15 protein-coding genes are annotated in these 18084 nt (G+C 65.7%); 9 read left to right on the top strand and 6 right to left on the bottom strand.

Annotated features, from left to right (window positions below; all coding sequences use genetic code 11):
- Positions 1-21: 21 nt before the first annotated feature.
- On the bottom strand, positions 22-867 hold the full coding sequence (locus NUW50_RS08965; protein ID WP_258288760.1) for a peptidylprolyl isomerase: 846 nt from the start codon (positions 865-867) through the stop codon (positions 22-24).
- A 182-nt stretch (positions 868-1049) separates the two neighbouring features.
- Between NUW50_RS08965 and secA the strand changes: the two genes are divergently transcribed.
- From secA to NUW50_RS08950, 3 genes are all read left to right on the top strand, one after another.
- The gene (secA, locus tag NUW50_RS08960) at positions 1050-3818 is read left to right on the top strand and encodes a preprotein translocase subunit SecA (RefSeq protein WP_258288759.1); all 2769 of its coding nucleotides are present in this window, start codon (positions 1050-1052) and stop codon (positions 3816-3818) included.
- A gap of 198 nt (positions 3819-4016) precedes the next feature.
- The gene (locus NUW50_RS08955; RefSeq protein WP_258288758.1) at positions 4017-5087 is read left to right on the top strand and encodes a hypothetical protein; all 1071 of its coding nucleotides are present in this window, start codon (positions 4017-4019) and stop codon (positions 5085-5087) included.
- Positions 5088-5110: 23 nt separating this feature from the next.
- On the top strand, positions 5111-6670 hold the full coding sequence (locus NUW50_RS08950) for a cell envelope biogenesis protein OmpA (protein WP_258288757.1): 1560 nt from the start codon (positions 5111-5113) through the stop codon (positions 6668-6670).
- On the opposite strand, the gene radC is transcribed toward NUW50_RS08950, so the two are convergent.
- The 3 genes from radC to dnaK form a co-directional block, all read right to left on the bottom strand.
- Complete coding sequence (gene radC, locus NUW50_RS08945; RefSeq protein ID WP_258288756.1) at positions 6644-7405, bottom strand: RadC family protein; 762 nt, start codon at positions 7403-7405, stop codon at positions 6644-6646. The genes NUW50_RS08950 and radC overlap by 27 nt on opposite strands.
- 230 nt (positions 7406-7635) lie before the next feature.
- Positions 7636-8772, bottom strand: coding sequence for a molecular chaperone DnaJ (dnaJ, locus tag NUW50_RS08940; RefSeq protein WP_258288755.1), 1137 nt, complete (start codon positions 8770-8772; stop codon positions 7636-7638).
- Between the two features lie 72 nt (positions 8773-8844).
- Positions 8845-10758, bottom strand: a complete 1914-nt coding sequence (gene dnaK / locus NUW50_RS08935) for a molecular chaperone DnaK (protein WP_258288754.1) — start codon at positions 10756-10758, stop codon at positions 8845-8847.
- A gap of 208 nt (positions 10759-10966) precedes the next feature.
- Here dnaK and NUW50_RS08930 point away from each other — a divergent pair, with 208 nt between their 5' ends.
- A complete protein-coding gene (locus NUW50_RS08930) occupies positions 10967-11581 on the top strand; it encodes an alpha-ketoglutarate-dependent dioxygenase AlkB family protein (RefSeq protein WP_258288753.1) in 615 nt (204 codons plus the stop codon).
- A gap of 15 nt (positions 11582-11596) precedes the next feature.
- Here NUW50_RS08930 and NUW50_RS08925 read toward each other — a convergent pair whose 3' ends face one another.
- Together NUW50_RS08925 and NUW50_RS08920 are read right to left on the bottom strand one after the other, a co-directional pair.
- The gene (locus NUW50_RS08925; protein WP_258288752.1) at positions 11597-12196 is read right to left on the bottom strand and encodes a COG3650 family protein; all 600 of its coding nucleotides are present in this window, start codon (positions 12194-12196) and stop codon (positions 11597-11599) included.
- Positions 12183-13004 carry an ABC transporter permease gene (locus NUW50_RS08920; RefSeq protein ID WP_258288751.1) on the bottom strand — a complete coding sequence of 274 codons (822 nt, stop codon included), beginning with the start codon at positions 13002-13004 and terminating at the stop codon, positions 12183-12185. The genes NUW50_RS08925 and NUW50_RS08920 overlap by 14 nt, the downstream gene beginning before the upstream one ends.
- Positions 13005-13151: 147 nt before the next feature.
- Here NUW50_RS08920 and cysQ point away from each other — a divergent pair, with 147 nt between their 5' ends.
- The 5 genes from cysQ to NUW50_RS08895 all read left to right on the top strand — a co-directional run bounded on the left by cysQ (position 13152) and on the right by NUW50_RS08895 (position 18012).
- Positions 13152-13934: a 3'(2'),5'-bisphosphate nucleotidase CysQ gene (gene cysQ, locus NUW50_RS08915; RefSeq protein WP_258288750.1), complete on the top strand. Its 783-nt coding sequence runs from the start codon at positions 13152-13154 to the stop codon at positions 13932-13934.
- Complete coding sequence (locus tag NUW50_RS08910) at positions 13935-14735, top strand: 3-deoxy-manno-octulosonate cytidylyltransferase (RefSeq protein ID WP_258288749.1); 801 nt, start codon at positions 13935-13937, stop codon at positions 14733-14735. It abuts the gene before it with no gap.
- 298 nt (positions 14736-15033) lie between these two features.
- Entirely contained in the window at positions 15034-15927 is an 894-nt protein-coding gene (gene galU / locus NUW50_RS08905) for a UTP--glucose-1-phosphate uridylyltransferase GalU (protein WP_258288748.1), read from the top strand.
- A gap of 5 nt (positions 15928-15932) precedes the next feature.
- Positions 15933-16919: a UDP-glucose 4-epimerase GalE gene (gene galE, locus NUW50_RS08900; RefSeq protein ID WP_258288747.1), complete on the top strand. Its 987-nt coding sequence runs from the start codon at positions 15933-15935 to the stop codon at positions 16917-16919.
- Complete coding sequence (locus tag NUW50_RS08895) at positions 16909-18012, top strand: glycosyltransferase family 2 protein (protein ID WP_258288746.1); 1104 nt, start codon at positions 16909-16911, stop codon at positions 18010-18012. Before galE ends, NUW50_RS08895 begins: the two co-directional genes overlap by 11 nt.
- Positions 18013-18084 lie beyond the last annotated feature (72 nt).

Genomic DNA, 18084 nt, shown 5'->3' with positions numbered 1-18084 from the left:
GCGTGCTCCTGATTCCCGTGTCTATTTCAGCAGATCGGTCTGGCTGATGACAGAGGGGTCGATCTCGATGTCGGAGCGGACGACCTCGGCCTTGTCGGTGGCTTCGGCAATGGCCTTCTGCACCGCCTCGTCACGGATCTGGGCGGTCAGCTCGTCGCGCACCTCGTCAAGCGTCGGCGCTTCCTTCACCCGGGTATCGTTGACCTTGATGACATGCCAGCCGAACTGGGTCTTGACCGGGTCCGAGATTGCCCCGATTTCCAGGCCGGTCACGGCGTTCTCGAATTCCGGGACCATCATGCCCTTGCCGAACCAGCCCAGCTCGCCGCCATTGGCGCCCGAACCCGGGTCCAGCGATTTTTCCTTGGCGATGGCGGCAAAGTCGGCGCCGTTGCGCAGCTCTTCGACGATCGCCTTGGCCTCGTCCTCGGTCTTCACGAGGATGTGCGAGGCGTTGTATTCGGTTTCGGGCTCCTGCCCGGCGTAGGTCTTGTCATAGGCAGCCTGAAGATCCTCTTCGGAGACATCGACCTTCAGCAGGCGCTGGATCACCAGACCGGCGTTCAGGGCCCGGGTCTGGTTCTCGATGGTGAGCTGCTCGGCCCGGGTCGGCTCGGTCATCATGTCGCTGAGCGCGGTCTGCTGGATCACCTGGTCGAGAATGCCCTGGAACAGCACCTCGTCGGGCAGGGTCTGGTATTGCTCGGGCAGATCGGCACGCAGCGCCAGCATATGGCCCAGTGTGATGTCATGTCCGTTCACCGTTGCGACAACCGTATCAGCGGTCAGTGCGTCATCGGCCAGGACCGGAGCGGCGAGGCCCAGGGCCAATGCGACCACGGCTGTTGTGCGGGTAATGAGAGACATTGACACATCCTTGATTGTTGCCGGACCCTGCCAGCGTTGACACTTAGAGGTCAGGCCCTTACATCGCCCAAGTCGTGAGCCGGGGTCTGACCGCTTTTCAGCCTAATAGGGTCGGTAGGGTCCGCGGGCAAGCCAAACCCCGCACACGATGCTGTCAGGCGGTCGAAAGTCGAAGGGTAAAGATGCTGGGTATCGGAACACTGGCCAAAAAGGTCTTCGGCACGCCAAATGACCGAAAGATCAAGGCCATACGGCCGCTGGTCGCGAAAATCAACGCGCTGGAAGACGAATTCTCGAAGCTCACGGACGAGGGGATCAAGGGCCGCACCGAAATCCTGGCAAAGCGGGCGCAGGAGGGTGAAAGCCTGGATGCGCTGCTGCCGGAAGCCTTTGCCAACTGCCGCGAGGCGGCGCGCCGCGCCCTGGGCCTGCGGGCCTTTGACGTGCAGCTGATGGGCGGCATCTTCCTGCACCAGGGCAATATCGCCGAGATGAAGACCGGCGAAGGCAAGACCCTGATGGCCACCTTCCCGGCCTATCTGAACGCGCTGACGGGCAAGGGCGTGCATATCGTCACCGTCAACGACTACCTGGTTCGCCGCGATGCCGAGTGGATGAGCAAGGTCTACGGCGCCCTGGGCCTGACCACCGGCGCGGTCTATCCGCAGCAGCCCGAGGCCGAGAAACGCGCCGCCTACAAGGCCGACGTGACCTATGCCACCAACAACGAGCTGGGTTTCGACTATCTCCGCGACAACATGAAATCCGAGCTGAAGGACATGAACCAGCGCGGTCATGCCTTTGCCATCGTGGACGAGGTCGACTCGATCCTGATCGACGAGGCCCGGACGCCGCTGATCATCTCGGGCCCCAGCCAGGACCGGTCGGACCTCTACCGCACCATCGACGAGGTGATCCCGCTGCTGACCGACGAGCATTACAAGCTCGACGAAAAGACCCGCAACGTCACCTATACCGAAGAGGGCAACGAGTTTCTCGAGACCCAGCTGCACGAGCGCGGCATCCTGCCGCCGGAGCAGACGCTCTATGACCCGGAATCGACCACCGTCGTCCACCACGTGAACCAGGCGCTTCGGGCGCACAAGCTGTTCACCCGGGACAAGGACTATATCGTTCGCAACGGCGAGGTGATGCTGATCGACGAATTCACCGGCCGGATGATGCAGGGCCGCCGCCTGTCGGACGGGCTGCACCAGGCGATCGAGGCCAAGGAAGACGTCGAGATCCAGCCCGAGAACGTGACCCTGGCCAGCGTGACCTTCCAGAACTATTTTCGGCTCTACGACAAGCTGGCCGGGATGACCGGCACCGCGCTGACCGAGGCCGAGGAATTCCAGGAGATCTACAAGCTGGGCGTCGTGGAGGTTCCGACCAACCGCCCGATCGCCCGGGTGGACGAGCATGACCGCGTCTATCGCACCGCGCGCGAGAAATACGACGCGATCGTCGAAGAGGTGAAGAAGTGCCACGCCAAGGGCCAGCCGATTCTGGTCGGCACCACCTCGATCGAGAAATCCGAGTTCCTGTCCGGCCTGCTCGACAAGGCCGGGATCAAGCACAACGTGCTGAACGCCCGCCAGCATGAGAAGGAAGCCCAGATCATTGCCGAGGCCGGAACCTATGGCGCGGTGACGATTGCCACCAACATGGCCGGGCGCGGCACGGACATCCAGCTGGGCGGCAATGTCGACATGCGGGTGCTGGAGGCGCTGGCCGCCGACCCCGAGGCCAACCCCGACGAGCTGCGCGCCAAGATCGAGGCCCAGCACGCCGAAGAGAAGGCCAAGGTGATCGCCGCCGGCGGTCTCTTCGTTCTGGCCACCGAGCGCCATGAAAGCCGCCGCATCGACAACCAGCTGCGCGGCCGGTCGGGCCGTCAGGGCGATCCCGGCAAATCCTCGTTCTACCTGTCGCTGGAAGACGACCTGATGCGGATCTTCGGCTCGGAACGGCTGGACAAGATCCTGTCGTCGCTGGGCATGAAGGAAGGCGAGGCGATCGTGCACCCCTGGGTGAACAAGTCGCTGGAGCGCGCCCAGGCCAAGGTCGAGGGCCGCAACTTCGACATGCGCAAGCAGGTGCTGAAGTTCGACGACGTGATGAACGATCAGCGCAAGGTGATCTTCGCCCAGCGGCGCGAGATCATGGAAGACGCCGATCTTTCGGATATCGTGGCCGACATGCGGCACCAGGTGATCGACGATCTCGTCGATGAATTCCTGCCGCCCAAGACCTATGCCGACCAGTGGAATGCCGAAGGGCTCTATGCCGCGGCCATCGAGAAGATCGGTATCGATGTGCCGGTCATCGCCTGGGCCGAAGAGGATGGCGTCGATCAGGACGTGATGCGCGAGCGCCTGTACAAGGCCTCGGACGAGTTCATGGCCAAGAAGACCGCCGATTTCGGCGCCGAGACCATGCGGCAGATCGAGAAGCAGGTTCTGCTTCAGACCGTAGATGCGAAATGGCGCGAGCATCTGCTGACGCTGGAGCATCTGCGTTCGGTCATCCATTTTCGTGGTTATGCCCAGCGTGATCCGCTGAACGAATACAAGACCGAGAGCTTCGAACTGTTCGAGTCGATGCTGAACAGCCTGCGCGAGACGGTGACCGCGCGGCTGGCGGTGGTGCGGCCGATCTCGAAGGAAGAGCAAGAGGCGATGATGCGCCAGCTGATCCAGCAGCAGGCCGCTCAGCGCCAGGCCGCAGAGGCCGCCGCAGCGGGCGCGGCGGGTGCAGTGACCAACCCGGCGCCGGGTGCCGCGCAGCCGGCGATGGTGGGCGCCGCCGCAACCGCCGAGGCAGAGGCCACGTCGCCGCGGCCCGGTTTCGACGAGAACGATCCCAAGACCTGGGGCGAGCCGGGGCGCAACGACCCCTGCCCCTGCGGATCGGGCAAGAAGTTCAAGCATTGCCACGGTCGTTTCTGATCCGACAACGATGAACCCGGCAACAATTGTGCCGGGTTTGCGACCCTGATCCCGACATCTGGATTGCAGATATCCCCGAACCCCATTCCCTAGGGGTGCGACGCAAATCCCTTTCGCCAAATCTCCACCCTTGCGGCGCAGGAATGCCCGAATCCACGGCCAGATTGTTCACAACCCTGTCGGGGAACGGAGGCCGAGATGAGGATTTCACCCAGATACATTCGTGTTGCCACGGTGCTGACCATCGCTGCGGCAACCGGTCATGTCATGCAGAACAGCGACGCCATTGCGGCCCGGATGGGCATGGGGGATGCCGGCGCGGATGCCGTGGCAGCGGTTGCGATGCCCGCAGACACGCCCGGCCCGCTGACCGCGCCGGGGGAGCCGCCGATCCCGCGGATCGAAGTGGAGGCCGGCCTGTCCTTCATTCCCGGCGTCTCGGAGCTGCGGCCGGACCTCCCGGCACCGGACCGGCTGGAGCCGCCCGAGGAGCATCGCGTCGCGGCGCTGGAAACCGCGTCGGATGCGTCACCGCTGACGCCCGAGATCAGGTCCGACATTGCGCCGGCCCAGCCGATGACCGCCGCCGACTGCAGCCCGAAGCTGACCGCCACGCCCGCGGCGGCCGCCATGGTGCAACTCACCCTGACCGCGCCCTGCAATCCATTTGTCGAGGCCCGGATTACGCATGGCGGGGTATCGTTCAAGGCCCTGACCGATGCCGATGGCGCCATCTCCGTGGCGGTGCCGGCGCTGGAAAGCCCGGCGCGATTCACCGCGACCCTGCCCGGCTCCGCAGAGATGCAGACCCGGATCGAGGTCCCGGAACTGGCCGGCTATGACCGTATTGCCGTGACCTGGTCCGGACAGGCGGCGCTGGAACTGCATGCCTTCGAATTCGGCGCCGACTACGATCAGGCCGGGCATGTCTGGCGCGGCAATCCGGGATCGGTCGATCTGGCCGCTGCCGGGCGCGGCGGGTTCCTGACCCTTCTCGGCAATGCGGATGTGGCGGCGCCGGTGATGGCCGAGATCTACACCTTCCCGGCAGGTCTGGCGACCCGGTCCGGCGTGGTGCGGCTGAGCCTGGAGGCCGAGGTGACGGCCGGCAGCTGCGGCAGGGAAATCGCCGGTCATACCGTGACGATCATGGGCGGAGAAACGCCGAAACCTGTGGATGTCACCCTGTCGGTGCCGGATTGCGATGCGATCGGGGACTTCCTGGTCTTGAACAATCTGTTCGACACTCTGAAGATCGCGGCGAAATAGGCCGCAACCTTCCCGGAGATCACATGCGTAGGACGGGCGCGGCGCTGATCGGCGCCGCGTTGTCGTTCTGGACTGCCGCCGCCGCAGCGCAAGACATTACCCTGAGTGCCCGCGACGGCGCCCTGCGGCTTCAGGGCCGCCTGTTGGGCTATGACGGCAGCTTCTACAGGCTGGACACGGAGCATGGCGAGCTGACGCTGGATGGCGCCAGGGTCGATTGCCTGGGGGCCGCCTGCCCCGACCCGCAGCATTTCGTGCCCGGCGCCCGGATTTCCGGGGCGCCCGAGATCGGCCGGGTCCTGCTGCCGGCCCTGGTCGAGGCCTTCGCCGCGCGCAGGGGCCTGACCGCCCGGCGCGAGGATGGCGAGGATGGCCGCTTTTCCTATCTGTTGAGCAAGGGACCGGACGGGCCCGGCTGGCTGCGGCTCGACTTTGCGCTGACCTCCTCGGAAGAGGGCTTTGCCGACCTGCTGGTCAGCGCCGCCGATATCGCCATGTCGATCCGGCCGCCCACCGCCGAGGAGGTCGCGCGGGGTCGCGAGGCCGGGGTCGGGGATCTCTCGGCCCCGGATCAGGGCCAGGTGCTGGCGCTGGATGCCATGGTGCCGCTTGTCGCCCCCGGGAACCCGCTGACCGCCCTGCCCTATGCCGGGCTGGTCGCGGCGCTCTCCGGCGAGCTTGATGACTGGGAGGCGCTCGGCGGCAAGCCGGGGCCGATCCATCTGATCCGCTCCGGCTCCGGCCCGACCCCGGCCATGGTCCGGTTGCCGGTCCTGGTGCCGGCCGTGGCGCCCGAGGTGCTGGCCGCGGCGGTGGCGGCCGACCCGCAGGGCCTGGCACTGGGCTCCTATGCCCGGCTGGGCAATGCGAAACCCGCGGCGCTGCAGGGCAGCTGCGGGCTGCGCAGCACCGCGAAGGTCGCCACCCTGAAGACCGGCGACTATCCCCTGACCGCGCCGCTGATGCTCTATCGCCCGAAACGGCACCGGCCGGCGGCGCTGAACGAGTTCCTGGACTTCCTTCTGTCGCCGGCCGCGCAACCGGTGATCCGCCGCGCCGGTTTCGTCGATCAGGGCATTCTCGAGGTGCCGCTGGACGCCCAGGGTCGGCGGCTGGCGCAGGCGATCAGCCAGGCCGGCCCAGAGGTGCAGCTCTCGACCCTGCAGATCCTGGTCGATCACCTGGCCCCCGGCGCCCGGCTGACGCCGACCTTCCGGTTTCTCGACGGCACGGCCGAGATGGATGTGCCGTCGCGCTCGGCGGTGTCGGTGCTGGCGCAGGCGCTGGAGAGCGGCGCCTATGACGGCTCGCGGATCGAGTTCCTGGGCTTCGCCGACGGCAATGGCGATGCCGCCGGCAATGCCCGGCTGGCCAAGCAGCGCGCCGAGCTGGTGCTGGAGATGGTCCGCCGCGCCGCACCGGACCTGGCCCCGGGCGCGGTGCAGTTCGGCACCGCCAGCTATGGCGAGGCGCTGCCGATCCTCTGCGACGGCGACGACTGGGGCGCCCGGATCAATCGCCGGGTCGAGGTCTGGCGGTTCCCGCAGCGGCCGCCGTCAGATGTAGCCGGCGGAGCGGAATGACAGTTCGGTCGATTTGCCGATGATCAGGTGATCGTGCAGCGACAGGCCGACCGCCCGGGCGGCAGACTCGATCTGCGCCGTCATCGCCACGTCGCTGTCCGAGGGGGTCGGGTCGCCCGAGGGGTGGTTGTGCACCAGGATCAGCGCCGAGGCGTTCAGGATCAGCGCCCGCTTCACCACCTCGCGCGGATAGACGGGAACATGGTCCACGGTGCCGCAGGACTGTTCCTCGTCGGCGATCAGCACATTCTTGCGGTCGAGATAGAGAACCCGAAAGGATTCGGTTTCCCGATGCGCCATGGCGGTGTGGCAATAGTCCAGCACCGCGTCCCAACTGGAAATCACCGGCCGCCGCATCACCCGGGCCCGGGCCATCCGATGCGCGGCGGCCTCGACGATCTTCAGCTCCTGCACCACGGCGGGCCCGGCACCTTCGATGCCGGCGATCCGGTCGGCGGGGGCCGAGAGCACCCGGTTGAAATCGCCGAAAGCGTCCAGCAACCGCCGCGCCAGGGGTTTCACGTCCTGCCGGGGGATCGCCCGGAACAGCACCAGTTCCAGCAGTTCGTAATCCGGCATCGCCCCGGCGCCGCCTTCGACGAAGCGCTGGCGCAGGCGTTTGCGATGGTCGGCGATATAGGAGGGCAGGCGCTGCGGCAGGGGCGTGGCAGGCGCCTCGTCTGCATCCCCGAAGAGCGGCAGCGGCATTTCGGCAAAGGCGGGCGGGCGGGACATGGCCCGAGTCTGCGCAAGAGCGGTTAACGAACTGCTAACGTGGCTTCGCCGGCATCTTTGGGTCGCAAATACTCCCGCGGGAGGCGCCGGCGCCCGCTGCCGGCAGCGGGCGCAACACGATGGTCTTGCGGCGCAGCCGCTCGACCGGATCGGGGAGGATCGGAGCTTCGCAGGCCGGTGCTTCGGGCGTTGGCCGGGTCACGGGCCCCAGGGGCCCCGACCGATCCGGTTCAGCCCTTCATCCCGTCCCAGAAGCTCTTCACCTTGGCGAAGAATCCGGCGCTTTCGGGCGAGTTGTCCGAGGCTTCGCCGGCAAATTCGCGCAGCAGTTCCTTCTGGCGCGAGGTCAGGTTGACCGGGGTTTCCACCGCCAGCTCGATGAACATGTCGCCATGTGCCCCGCCGCGCAGCGCCGGCATGCCCTTGGAGCGCAGCCGCATCTGGGTGCCCGACTGGCTGCCGGCGGGGATCTTCACCCGGCTGCGGCCGCCGTCGATGGTCGGCACTTCGATGTCGCCGCCGAGCGCCGCCGAGGTCATGCTGACCGGCACCCGGCAATAGAGGTTGGTCGCCTCGCGCTGGAAGATCGGATGGGCATCGACTTCGATGAAGATGTAGAGATCACCCGAAGGTCCGCCGCGCATTCCGGCCTCGCCCTCGCCGGCCAGGCGAATGCGGGTGCCGGTCTCGACACCGGCCGGGATGTTGACGGACAGGGCCCGTTCCTTCTCGATCCGGCCCGTGCCGTGGCAGCTCTTGCAGGGGTTCTTGATGATCTGGCCGGCGCCCGAGCAGGTCGGGCAGGTGCGTTCGACGGTGAAGAAACCGTTCTGCGCCCGGACCTTGCCCATGCCGGAACAGGTCGGGCAGGTCTGCGGCTCCGAACCGCCTTCGGCGCCGGTGCCATTGCAGGCCTGACAGGAAACCGAGGTCGGGACCTGGATGGTCCGGGTCATGCCCCTGTAGGCATCCTCCAGCTTGATCCGCAGGTTGTAGCGCAGGTCCGAGCCGCGTGTCGCGCGCTGACGGCCGCCGCCGCCCCGGCCGCCGCCCATGATATCGCCGAAGAGATCATCGAAGACATCCGAGAAGGCGCTGGCAAAATCGCCTTGCTGGAAGCCGCCGCCCTGGCCGCGCCCGCCTTCGAAGGCTGCATGGCCGTAGCGGTCATAGGCTGCCTTCTTGTCGGGGTCCTTCAGCGTGTCATAGGCCTCGTTCACTTCCTTGAACTGCGATTCAGCCTTCGGGTTGTCCGAGTTGCGGTCCGGGTGGAATTCCTTGGCCTTGGTGCGATAAGCCTTCTTCAGCTCTTCGGCCGAGGCGCCCCTCCGGACCCCCAGAACTTCGTAGAAGTCACGCTTTGCCATGCAGTGATCCCTTTTGAACGCCGAAGGCCGGCCCGCGCAAGGCGGACCGACCCCCGGACATTTCAGCCGCGTTTACGAGCGTTTCCGGTCGTCGTCGATATCTTCATAGTCGGCATCGACGATGTCGTCATCCACGCCGGGCATCTCTTCGTCGGCAGGCTCTTCGCCGGCCTCCTGCTGGGACGCCTTGTAGATCGCTTCGCCAAGCTTCATCGAGGACTCGGTCACGTTCTGGATGCCGCTGCGGATCTTGCCCGCGTCGTCGCCTTCCAGCGTTTCCTCCAGCGCCCCGATCGCCAGCTCGATGGCTTCGATCGTGGCCGGATCGACCTTGTCCGAATGCTCTTCCATCGACTTGCGGGTCGAGTGGATCAGGCTTTCGGCCTGGTTCTTGGCTTCGACCAGATCGCGGCGGGCCTTGTCGCCTTCGGCATTCGCCTCGGCGTCCTTGACCATCTTCTCGATGTCCTCCTCGGAGAGACCGCCGGAAGCCTGGATCGTGATCGCCTGCTCCTTGCCGGTGCCCTTGTCCTTGGCCTTCACCGTGACGATGCCGTTTGCGTCGATGTCGAAGGTGACCTCGATCTGCGGCATGCCGCGCGGCGCCGGGGGGATGTTCTCGAGGTTGAACTGGCCCAGCAGCTTGTTGTCCGCGGCCATCTCGCGTTCACCCTGGAACACACGCAGCGTCACGGCGTTCTGGTTGTCCTCGGCGGTGGAGAAGATCTGGCTCTTCTTGGTCGGGATCGTGGTGTTGCGGTCGATCAGCCGGGTGAAGACGCCACCCAGGGTCTCGATGCCGAGGCTCAGCGGGGTCACGTCGAGCAGGACCACGTCCTTGACGTCGCCTTGCAGAACGCCCGCCTGAATGGCGGCGCCCAGGGCCACGACCTCGTCCGGGTTCACGCCCTTGTGGGGTTCCTTGCCGAAGAACTTGGTCACTTCCTCGACCACTTTCGGCATCCGGGTCATCCCGCCGACCAGCACGATTTCGTCAACATCGCCCTTGGACAGGCCGGCATCCTTCAGCGCGGCGGCACAGGGCTTCATCGACTTGGTGATCAGGTCGCCGACCAGCTGCTCGAGCTTTGCGCGGGTCAGCTTGATCACCATGTGCAGCGGCGTGCCGGTGTCCTTGTCCATCGAGATGAACGGCTGGTTGATCTCGGTCTGCTGGCTGGACGAAAGCTCGATCTTGGCCTTTTCGGCGGCTTCCTTCAGGCGTTGCAGCGCCATCTTGTCCTTGGTCAGATCGACGCCGTGTTCCTTCTTGAACTCGTCGGCCAGGTAATTGACGATCCGCATGTCGAAGTCTTCACCGCCGAGGAACGTGTCCCCGTTGGTCGATTTCACTTCGAACAGGCCGTCGTCGATCTCGAGAATGGTGATGTCGAAGGTACCGCCACCAAGGTCATAGACCGCGATGGTCTGCGCCTCTTTCTTGTCGAGACCATAGGCAAGGGCGGCAGCCGTCGGCTCGTTGATGATCCGCAGCACTTCCAGGCCGGCGATCTTGCCGGCGTCCTTGGTGGCCTGACGCTGGGCGTCGTTGAAATAGGCCGGCACGGTGATGACCGCCTGGGTCACATCCTCGCCGAGATAGGATTCGGCGGTTTCCTTCATCTTCTGCAGGATGAAGGCGCTGATCTGCGACGGCGAATATTTCTCGTCCCGGACCGAAACCCAGGCGTCGCCATTGCCACCGTCCACGATCTTGTACGGAAGGTTCTTCTTGTCCTTCGCGACTTCCGGGTCATCCTCGCGGCGGCCGATCAGGCGCTTGACGGCGAAGATGGTGTTGTCGGGGTTGGTGACGGCCTGCCGCTTGGCGGGCTGTCCGACCAGGCGCTCACTGTCGGTGAAGGCGACGATCGAGGGGGTTGTGCGGGCCCCTTCCGCGTTCTCGATGACCCGAGGTTGCGACCCATCCATGATGGCGACGCAGCTGTTCGTGGTCCCGAGGTCGATGCCGATGACTTTGGCCATGTGCTCTGTATCCTCTTCTTAGGCGATGTTTTGGGTCTGGGCCCGTTCAGGCACCCTGACCCGATCCCGTTAATGCGCCGAAACGGGAGCATCCGTTCCAGCTTCCGGGGGGTATATAAGGACCGGGTTTTGGGCCTGCAAGGCGGGCCGGGTGACTGGCGGTGCTAAAATGCGTGGCAAGCCGGAAATGTGGCGGAAAGGTCGGAAAATGGCGAAAGAAACCGGGTTTTCGGTGCGGGGCGTGCAGGTTTTTCCCGGGTTTCTGGATGTTCCCGAGCAGGTCGCGCTGCTGGCCGAGCTGCGCCGGGTGGTGGCCGCGGCACCGCTGTTCAGCCCGCAGACCCGGATGGGCGGAAAGATGTCGGTGCGGATGACCTCGGCCGGGGAATACGGTTGGTACTCGGACCGGCGCGGCTATCGTTATGTGACCGAGCATCCGCTGACCGGCGCGCCCTGGCCGCCGATCCCGCCTGCCGCGCTGGCCGTCTGGCGGGCGGTGGCAGGGGTGGCGCGGCTGCCCGAATGCTGTCTGGTGAATTTCTACCAGGGCGCCGCAAGGATGGGTCTGCATCAGGACCGGGACGAGGCGGATTTCACCATGCCGGTGGTCTCGATCTCGCTGGGTGACGAGGCGCGGTTCCGGATCGGTTCGGTCGAGCGGGGCGGCAAGACCGAGTCGGTCTGGCTCCGCTCGGGCGATGTGGCGGTGCTGGCCGGCCCGGCGCGGCTGGTGCATCATGGCGTGGACAAGGTGGCCGAGGGCAGCTCCACCCTGCTGCCGCGGGGCGGGCGGATCAACCTGACCATGCGGGTGGTGACCTGAGCGCGGGCGCCGGGATCAGCGCTGAAGCGAGCAGCACCCCGACAGGCTGCGGCCGCCGGTGAACCAGACCAGACCGATCGACAGCGCATAGTTCCGATCGCTCATCCCGTCGGAACAGGCTTCGGCGCGGATGAAACCGACCGCCCCGTCGAACTGCAGGCCCAGGAAGGCCGGGCGGCTGGCCGAGGCGCCGCGACCCAGGATCGGCATCAGCGGCGCGGTCCCGTCGGGGCTGGTGAGCTGCGCCATGTCGCCGTCGATCCGCAGCGACCAGAACGGCTCGGTCCCGAAACAGGTCAGCGCGGTTTCGGGGGACCGCCAGCTCCATTGTCGCGCCGGAACGAGAAAGCGTGCCGAGACCCAGCCGGAACGCTCCGCCGTGTTGACCTGCGCCCAGCCACCGCCGGAGAAGGCCACGACCTCGACCGCGCGTTCGGTCGGGCCGAGGCTGCCGATGATCTCGCTCGACGCGCTCGGCCCGGTGCGGATGTTCAGCACATCGTCCAGCGCGACGCCGATCACATCGTAGAAGGCCGGCAGGTCCTGCGCCCGGGCGGCGCCGAGCCCCGGGAGGGTCAGCACCAGCAGCAGGAGAAGCTGCCTAGCGACGCGCATACCAGCTCGCCGAGGCATGCTTGCGGGTGAAGAATTCGCCCATCAGCCCGATGGCCAGAAGGCTGCAGCTGAGCACCACCGGATAGGTGATGTTGGAATGATGCGGGAAGTAGTTCTGGAACACGAAGCCGCGGGCCTGGTCGATGCAGTGGAACAGCGGGTTCCAGGTGAAATAGATCAGGATCGAATAGGGCGTGTTGTTGGCGACCAGCATCTTGCCCGAAGCGATCATGTTGGCGCGGGTGTAGAGCGAGGAGGCAATGCTGATCGGGTCCGGCGCCCAGGGCTTCATCGCCAGGAAGACCATGCCGATCGAGACGCCCGAGAACCAGGCCAGCAGGAACATCGCGACGGTGCCGACCGGATCGTTGATCACCACCGGACCCCAGCCCAGATGGTAGACGCCCAGGATCACGACCGCCGAGAGAACCTGCGTGTAGAGCGCCGCCAGGGCCGAGGAGGTGATCGAGATCGCGGTGGTCATCGGCGCATGTTTCATCATCGTCGATGCCGGCCCCTCGGAGCCGACGACGGCGCCCATGCCCTTGATATGGGTCATGTAGAGGAAGACGCCCGACATGATGTAGAGCAGGAAGTCGCCGCGAATCTGGCTGCGCTTCATCCCGAGGATCGAGAACATCAGGTAGAAGACCAGAACGAAGGTCAGCGACTGGGTAATCGCCATGAACAGCCCCCAAAGCGCATTGCCATGTGCCTTGCGGATGTTCCGGACGGTCGAGACGTAGATGAGTTCCAGGATGTTGGCGGCCGAACCGACCCCGCGCCTGGCAACTGTTGGTTCAAGCATGTCTGCGTCCGATCACCCGGTGCCCCCGGTGTGCTGCCCGTGAAAATCTTGCCGTTTCCTTGAGGAAGCACCATAAGGCCGCAATGGTGAATTTTCAACAAAGCTCGGACAGGTAGGCCCGCTATGAAGCACCCGGATCACGCCCCGATGATCGAAGTGTTCCGTCGCCTGGCGATTCAGGCGGGGCAGGCGATCCTCGATATCTACGGAACCGAGGATTTCGCGGTCAGGACCAAGGCCGACGAAAGCCCGGTGACCGCGGCCGACGAGGCGGCGGATGCGCTGATCTCGGCCGGTCTGCGGGAAGCCTTTCCCGACCTGAAACTGGTCACCGAGGAACAGGTCGAGAGTCACGGCGTCACCGGCGACACCTTCCTGATCGTCGATCCGCTCGACGGCACCAAGGAATTCGTCCAGCGGCGCGGGGATTTCACCGTCAACATCGCCTATGTCAAAGACGGGGTTCCGGTCGTCGGCGTGGTCTATGCGCCGGCCAGGGGACGGCTGTTCTATACGGCGCCGGGAGGTGGTGCGGTCGAGGAAACCGGGGGGTTCGATCCGGCGGTGCCGGGCCCGACACGCTCGATCGGGGTGTCGACTCCGGACAACACGGCGCTGATGGTGGTGGCGTCCAAGTCGCATCGCGATGCCGAGACCGATGCCTATATCTCGCGCTACGCGGTGCGCGACATGACCAGCGCCGGCTCGTCGCTGAAGTTCTGCCTGGTCGCCACCGGGGAAGCCGATCTCTACCCGCGGCTGGGACGGACCATGGAATGGGATACCGCAGCCGGCCAGGCGGTGCTGATGGCGGCGGGCGGCGAGGTGGTGCGGTTCGACGACCACAAGCCGCTGCTCTACGGCAAGCCGGGTTTCGAGAACCCCTTCTTCATCGCCTATGCCCCGGGCGTTCTGCTGGCGCAGGGCTGAATGTCGGTCCTGATCGTCATCCCGGCCCGCTATGCCTCGTCGCGCTATCCCGGCAAGCCGCTGGTGAGCCTGACCGGCGCCAGCGGCCAGGGCCGTTCGCTGGTCGAGCGCAGCTGGCGGGTCGCGGGCGAGGTCGCGGGGGTGGACCGCGTCGTCGTGGCAACCGATGACGACCGGATCCGCGATGCGGCCGAGGCCTTCGGCGCCGAGGTGGTGATGACTTCGGACCAATGCCGCAACGGCACCGAGCGCTGTGCGGAAGCCCATGCGGTGCTGGGCGGCGGATATGACATCGTGGTGAACCTTCAGGGCGATGCGCCGCTGACCCCGGCCTGGTTCATCGAGGATCTGATCGCCGGGCTGCGGTCGGCGCCCGAGGCCGACATCGCCACCCCGGTGCTGCGTTGCAACGGCGCGATGCTGGCGGGGCTGCTGGAAGACCGGCGTGCCGGCCGGGTCGGCGGCACAACGGCGGTCTTCGGCGCCGGGGGACGCGGGTTGTATTTCTCGAAAGAGGTGATCCCCCATACCGGTCAGGCCTATGCGCCCGAGGCGCCGACGCCGGTGTTCCACCATGTCGGTGTCTATGCCTACCGTCCCGCGGCGCTGGCTGCCTATGGCGGCTGGCCGGAGGGGCCCCTGGAACAGCTGGAGAAGCTGGAGCAGCTGCGGTTTCTGGAACAGGGCCGGAACGTGCTTTGCGTCGAGGTCGAGTCCAGGGGCCGGCAGTTCTGGGAGGTCAACAATCCCGAAGACGTGCCGAAGGTTGAAGCCATGCTGCGGCAGATGGGTGCAGACTAGCGGCCATGTCGTTTCCGCCTCATCCGAAATCTGCCGGAGAGCCGTGATTGTTTCCGGATCGACACCAACTGCGACGCCCGGGCAACTCCGGGCCCGGAGAGGGTTGCGGTTCCTTCCGCCGGTCTTTCAATCTTGGGTTCCAGCACCTATCACTAGGGGTGCAGCCCGCCACAGCCAAGGTATCTTGTTGCGGTTGAGTCAGGGCGGCGGGCGACTGGCAGGCGACCGGCATATTGGGACGGTGACACTCTGAAGTCGTCCAAGGGTTTCAAGGGTTTGAAGTGAAAGGATTTGCTGGATGCGACGCAAGGTAACCAAGGCGATTTTTCCGGTGGCAGGGATGGGGACACGGTTCCTCCCGGCAACCAAGTCAATCCCCAAGGAAATCATGACGCTCGTTGACCGGCCCCTGATCCAGTATGCGATCGACGAGGCGCGTGCCGCCGGAATCAAGGAATTCATATTCGTCACCTCGCGCGGCAAGGGCGCGCTGGAGGACTATTTCGACCTGGCGCCCGAGCTGGAGAACGCGCTGCGCAAGAGCGGCAAGGATGCGTTGCTGGAGACATTGCGGGCGACGAACATGGATTCGGGTGCGATCGCCTATGTCCGGCAGCATCGCGCCCTGGGGCTCGGCCACGCGGTCTGGTGTGCCAAGCGGCTGATTTCGAACGAGCCCTTTGCCGTGATTCTGCCCGATGACGTGATTGCGGCGGAACAGCCCTGCCTGGCGCAGATGGTCGAGGCCTATGAACAGACCGGCGGCTGCATGGTTGCCGCGATGGAGGTTCCGCCGGCCAAGGCCGGGGCCTATGGCGTGCTGGACGTGGCCGAGGACATGGGCAGTCTGGTCAAGGTCCGCGGCATGGTCGAGAAACCGCCGCTTGGCGAGGCGCCGTCCAATCTGGCCGTGATCGGGCGCTATATCCTGACGCCGAAGGTCCTGCAGACCCTGAACAGGATGAAGAGCGGCGCCGGGGGCGAAATTCAGCTGACCGACGCGATTGCCGAGGAGATCCGGCAGGGCCGCGAGGTCTATGGCCATCGGTTCCGGGGCCAGCGGTTCGACTGCGGCTCGAAGGCCGGGTTCCTGCAGGCGACGGTTGCCTTCGGCCTGGCCCGCGAGGATTTGCGCGACGAGTTCCAGACCTATCTGGGTGAGTTGATGCAAGCCCAGCAGGCCGCAGAGTAGGCGGGATGGGCAGCACCGTCCTGGTTACCGGCGGCGCGGGATACATCGGATCCCATGCCTGCAAGGTGCTGGCCCGCAACGGCTATACGCCCGTCACCTATGACAACCTGTCCACCGGCTGGTCCGCCGCGGTCAAGTTCGGCCCGTTCGAGCAGGGCGACCTTCTGGACCGGGAACGGCTGGACGACGTCTTCGCGCGCTATCAGCCGCAGGCGGTGATGCATTTCGCCGCGCTCAGCCAGGTCGGTGAATCGATGCGCCAGCCGGGCATGTACTGGCACAACAACGTCTGCGGTTCGCTGAACCTGATCGAGGCGGCGGTGGCCGCGGGCTGCCTCGATTTCGTGTTCTCCTCGACCTGCGCGACCTATGGCGATCAGGACAACGTGCTGCTGGACGAAAGCTGCGACCAGCGGCCGATCAACGCCTATGCGGCTTCGAAGCGGGCGATCGAGGACATTCTGGACAACTTCGGCGAAGCCTATGGCCTGCGCTCGGTGATCTTTCGCTATTTCAACGTGGCCGGGGCCGATCCGGAAGGCGAGGTGGGCGAGTTCCACCAGCCCGAGACCCATCTGATCCCGCTGATCCTGGACGCCATCGACGGCAGGCGGGCGGCGCTGACGATCTATGGCGAGGACTACGACACCCCCGACGGCACCTGCATCCGCGACTATGTCCATGTGCTGGACCTGGTCGAGGCGCATCTGCTGGGGCTGCGCTGGCTGGAAGATGGCAAGGGCAGCCGGGTGTTCAACCTTGGCACCGGCAAGGGCTTTTCGGTGCGCGAAGTGCTGGACCGCAGCCGCGCCGTGACCAACCGCGACATCCCGGTGATCGCCGGACAGCGACGCGCCGGCGATGCGACCAGGCTGGTCTCGGGCTCGGCCCGGGCCGAACAGGAGCTGGGCTGGACGCCGGGGCGTTCGACGCTGGACGAGATGATCCGCGATGCCTGGAACTGGCACCAGCACGGCGGCTATGACCTCTGAAACGCCTCCGGCCGCAGCTTCGGCTGCCGCCGACGGTCTGTCCGATGCCGTGCCGATTCCGCCCGCCGAGCCGGATCTCTGGCAACGACTGCGCAGCGCCTACCGGCTGCGCTGGAAACGTCGGCGGCTGCTGTGGCGGGCGCTTCGCAAGCGGCGGCAACTGCGGCCCGTGGCCGACCGGACCGGCGACATCCGGCCCGACACGATCCTGGCCATGGCGACCCTGCGCAACGAGATGCTGCGGCTGCCGCATTTCCTTGACCACTATCGCCGGCTGGGGGTCGGCCACTTCCTGTTCATCGACAATGCCAGCACCGACGGCACCGGCGACTATCTGGCGGCGCAGCCCGATGTCTCGCTCTGGCACACCGATGCCAGCTATCGCCTGTCGCGCTTCGGGGTCGATTGGCTGACATGGCTGGCGATGCGTCATGCGCATGGGCACTGGCTGCTGACGCTGGATGCCGACGAGATCCTGATCTACCCGCATTGGCAGACCCGGCCGCTGGCGGCCCTGACCGAATGGCTGGACGACCGCGGGATCCGGTCCTTCGGGGCGATGATGCTGGACATGTATCCCAGGGGCCGGCTCGATGCGCAGCCCTACCGGCCCGGCGACGATCCCTTCGAGACCCTGAACTGGTTCGACAGCGGCAACTACATGATCCGGCGGCAGGAGCCGATGGGAAACCTCTGGATTCAGGGTGGCGCGCGGGCACGGGTCTTTTTCGCCGCGCAACCGCGCCGGGCCCCGACGTTGAACAAGGTGCCGCTGGTGCGCTGGAACCGTCGCTATGCCTATGTCAACTCGACCCATGCACTCCTGCCGAAAGCCCTTAACAGGGTCTATGATCAAGGTGGAGGAGAGGCGCTTTCGGGTCTGCTGCTGCACAGCAAGTTCCTGAATGTCGTGGTCGAGAAATCGCGCGAGGAAAAGGCCCGCAAGCAGCATTTCAACAACTCGGCCCTCTACGACGCCTATTACGACCGGCTGATCGAGAACCCGGACCTGTGGTGCGCGACCTCGACCCGCTATCGCGGCTGGCGCCATCTCGAAGCGGTCGGGCTGATGTCGCGGGGCTTGTGGTCTTGATCCGGATTCGGCCCCCGACTCCCATGAACAGGGACTGTTCAGGCCCGTTTACCTTCGGCGGAATCGTGCCTA

This window comes from Frigidibacter sp. ROC022, from assembly GCF_024723735.1.
Taxonomy (GTDB): Bacteria; Pseudomonadota; Alphaproteobacteria; order Rhodobacterales; family Rhodobacteraceae; genus SLM-1.
This window is presented reverse-complemented; position numbering and strand designations above follow the sequence as displayed.

Bases quoted from the DNA above. Each gene is read 5' to 3' on its own strand.
- NUW50_RS08930 (WP_258288753.1), top strand. From the start codon at position 10,967: ATGGCGAAAGAAACCGGGTTTTCGGTGCGGGGCGTGCAGGTTTTTCCC.
- NUW50_RS08955 (WP_258288758.1), top strand. From the start codon at position 4,017: ATGAGGATTTCACCCAGATACATTCGTGTTGCCACGGTGCTGACCATC.
- NUW50_RS08950 (WP_258288757.1), top strand. From the start codon at position 5,111: ATGCGTAGGACGGGCGCGGCGCTGATCGGCGCCGCGTTGTCGTTCTGG.
- NUW50_RS08895 (WP_258288746.1), top strand. From the start codon at position 16,909: ATGACCTCTGAAACGCCTCCGGCCGCAGCTTCGGCTGCCGCCGACGGT.
- cysQ (WP_258288750.1), top strand. From the start codon at position 13,152: ATGATCGAAGTGTTCCGTCGCCTGGCGATTCAGGCGGGGCAGGCGATC.
- dnaJ (WP_258288755.1), bottom strand. From the start codon at position 8,772: ATGGCAAAGCGTGACTTCTACGAAGTTCTGGGGGTCCGGAGGGGCGCC.
- dnaK (WP_258288754.1), bottom strand. From the start codon at position 10,758: ATGGCCAAAGTCATCGGCATCGACCTCGGGACCACGAACAGCTGCGTC.
- NUW50_RS08965 (WP_258288760.1), bottom strand. From the start codon at position 867: ATGTCTCTCATTACCCGCACAACAGCCGTGGTCGCATTGGCCCTGGGC.
- NUW50_RS08920 (WP_258288751.1), bottom strand. From the start codon at position 13,004: ATGCTTGAACCAACAGTTGCCAGGCGCGGGGTCGGTTCGGCCGCCAAC.
- secA (WP_258288759.1), top strand. From the start codon at position 1,050: ATGCTGGGTATCGGAACACTGGCCAAAAAGGTCTTCGGCACGCCAAAT.
- radC (WP_258288756.1), bottom strand. From the start codon at position 7,405: ATGTCCCGCCCGCCCGCCTTTGCCGAAATGCCGCTGCCGCTCTTCGGG.
- NUW50_RS08925 (WP_258288752.1), bottom strand. From the start codon at position 12,196: ATGCGCGTCGCTAGGCAGCTTCTCCTGCTGCTGGTGCTGACCCTCCCG.
- NUW50_RS08910 (WP_258288749.1), top strand. From the start codon at position 13,935: ATGTCGGTCCTGATCGTCATCCCGGCCCGCTATGCCTCGTCGCGCTAT.
- galE (WP_258288747.1), top strand. From the start codon at position 15,933: ATGGGCAGCACCGTCCTGGTTACCGGCGGCGCGGGATACATCGGATCC.
- galU (WP_258288748.1), top strand. From the start codon at position 15,034: ATGCGACGCAAGGTAACCAAGGCGATTTTTCCGGTGGCAGGGATGGGG.